Source organism: Methyloceanibacter sp. (genome assembly GCF_049590335.1).
Lineage (GTDB): Bacteria > Pseudomonadota > Alphaproteobacteria > Rhizobiales > Methyloligellaceae > Methyloceanibacter.
The window spans coordinates 1-2027 of sequence record NZ_JBAWCQ010000084.1 but is presented as its reverse complement, the minus strand read 5'-3'; the positions used below and the strand labels follow the sequence as shown (position 1 = coordinate 2027).

The 2027-nt window shown below is 59.8% G+C and carries 3 protein-coding genes and 1 riboswitch; of the genes, 1 reads left to right on the top strand and 2 read right to left on the bottom strand.

Going from position 1 to position 2027, the window contains the following annotated elements:
• Window positions 1–56 precede the first annotated feature (56 nt).
• Window positions 57–323, bottom strand: a complete 267-nt coding sequence (locus tag WBQ77_RS06630) for a hypothetical protein (protein WP_424045194.1) — start codon at window positions 321–323, stop codon at window positions 57–59.
• Between the two features lie 110 nt (window positions 324–433).
• Window positions 434–1195 (bottom strand): IS5 family transposase, encoded by a 762-nt coding sequence (locus WBQ77_RS06625; RefSeq protein WP_424059470.1) that lies wholly within the window; start codon window positions 1193–1195, stop codon window positions 434–436.
• A gap of 200 nt (window positions 1196–1395) precedes the next feature.
• A riboswitch (cobalamin riboswitch) is annotated at window positions 1396–1606 on the top strand.
• Window positions 1607–1707: 101 nt separating this feature from the next.
• Here WBQ77_RS06625 and WBQ77_RS06620 point away from each other — a divergent pair.
• Window positions 1708–2027, top strand: a 320-nt coding sequence (locus tag WBQ77_RS06620; protein WP_424059468.1) for a hypothetical protein, incomplete at its 3' end; no start/stop codon positions are given.

The following is a 2027-nucleotide window of genomic DNA, read 5'->3' as shown; positions in this document are numbered from 1 at the left end:
CCCAGCGACTGCATGCCCGCTAGTTCAGCCTAATTGCGCCGCGACATGGCCTTGGCTCACACGCCGACACAGGTGCCGTATAGTCCGCCCACGGCAAGACACGTCCCGCCGACGCCACAATCGATGTCTTGGGAGCAAAGCTTCCTCTCGGGGGCGGTCAAGTCCAACGGCTCGCGGAGCCCGCTGTCACAGTTGCCGCAATGGCCGGCCTTGTTGCCCGGACGCTTGAGGTATCGCTCCGACGTCGGGCACTCCGCGTCGAACGAGCAGGCGAGGGCAGGGTGCCACACGACCATCAATGCGATTATCAGCAACGCTCTCATCTGTTGGTCTCCTCGAAGAGATACGCTTCGTGTCCGCGTGGGAGCAGAACCGCGGCCTAGGTCCTCGCGCGGAGCGATTCCAGTAGGCTAGGTTCCGCATAGATCGAGAACTAGGGCGTGGACTCATAAACGCGCAGCCAGAGGCGAATGCAGGCGAGCTTGACGAAGGCGAGATAGTTAGCGGCAAGCTTGTCGTATCGGGTAGCGATACGCCGACACTGCTTGATCTTATTGAAGAACCGCTCGACCAGATTGCGCTCCCGGTAAAGGTAAGGGCTGAAGCAGATCGGGTCCTTGCGATTGCGTTTTGGCGGGATGTTTGCCCACGCGCCCTGCTCGCTGGCGAGCGCCCTGATCCAGTCCGCGTCATATCCTCGATCTGCCAGCAACATGGTTCGTGGCTGCAATCCGGTCAGGAGCGTCGAACATAGCCGGTTGTCGTGCGCCTCACCGGGCGTGAGGCCGAGGCGAACAGGGAGACCATTGGCGTCCACGACGGCGTGAATTTTGCTGGTAAGTCCGCCCCGAGAGCGACCAATATGCTGGCCGCTGTTATTGGCGATGCAGGCACCCTGTTGGTGCACGCGGATGATAGACGTATCGATAATTTGCACCGCTGTATCATGAGCGGCAGCCAACGCATCCATGATCCGGTCCCAGACGCCAGCCCGCCTCCAGCGAACGAAGCGGTTGTAGCAAGTCGTATGGGGACCGTATCCGTCTGGCAGATCGCGCCATGGTGCGCCTGAGCGCAGGACCCAAAAGATGCCGTTGAGAATGCGCCGGTCATCCACACGGGGAATGCCGCGTGGCTTGTTTGGGAGCATCGGCCGAATGACGCTCCATTCGTAGTCACTGAGTTCATAGCGCATGATTCGAAGCTCCCTTTTTGGAGCTTGAATCACGGCTGAGACGCGATCAGCAACATCTGTCTGGATGTCCGTTTTCGGGGGCAAAGCAGACATAGAATGGTGTTGCGGACAGAGTCCGCTTTTGACCCAAAGCGGACTCGTCAGTGGGAGCGGTTGCGGCACGTGGGGTGCGCCGAATTGACAATGCTCGCCATGTGCATCAGCGTGCCGTTGTTGAAGGTTCCCTGAGGATTTGTTCTGATGGGATGAAAAGGGAACACGGTGTGCGCCTCGATGGCGCGGATGCCGTGGCTGCCCCCGCAACTGTGAGCGGTGAGCTTTCTGCCAATCGTGACCACTGGGAAACCGGGAAGGTCGAGCAGACGGCGATGACCCGCGAGCCAAGAGACCTGCCTTCAGCCGTGCCAGGGCTAATGGGCGAGCGGGGTTGTTCGCACATTGTCGGGATGTTCCATCGGGGCTCTCCGAAAGCACTGACGCGCTTTTTTGGTCGCTCGGCTTCGGAGGGAAGAATGTCCGACACAAAGAACGAAGAGGGCGCCGCACGCGCCCCTATGATCTCCAGATTTAGCAAAAACTTCCGTTGCGGGGCGCTGGGAGCACTGGTGCTGCTGATTGCTCCCGCTGCCGCAAGCGCGAATTGCGAAGTGCCGACAGTGCGGCTCGATCCCTTCGTGACGGAGAATGGTCGGCTTCCCATCGTTGATCGCATTGTTGGTGATGCGCCGTCCGATTTCCATGCGATGGGCATCGACATCGGGGGTGCCTATGTCTCTGAGCCTTTCTACAACTGGGGCGGCTTAGATCAGGGGGGCGAATATCAGGGTATCCT

Coding starts and splice junctions, on each gene's coding strand:
- WBQ77_RS06630 (WP_424045194.1), bottom strand. CDS start 323: ATGAGAGCGTTGCTGATAATCGCATTGATGGTCGTGTGGCACCCTGCC.
- WBQ77_RS06625 (WP_424059470.1), bottom strand. CDS start 1,195: ATGCGCTATGAACTCAGTGACTACGAATGGAGCGTCATTCGGCCGATG.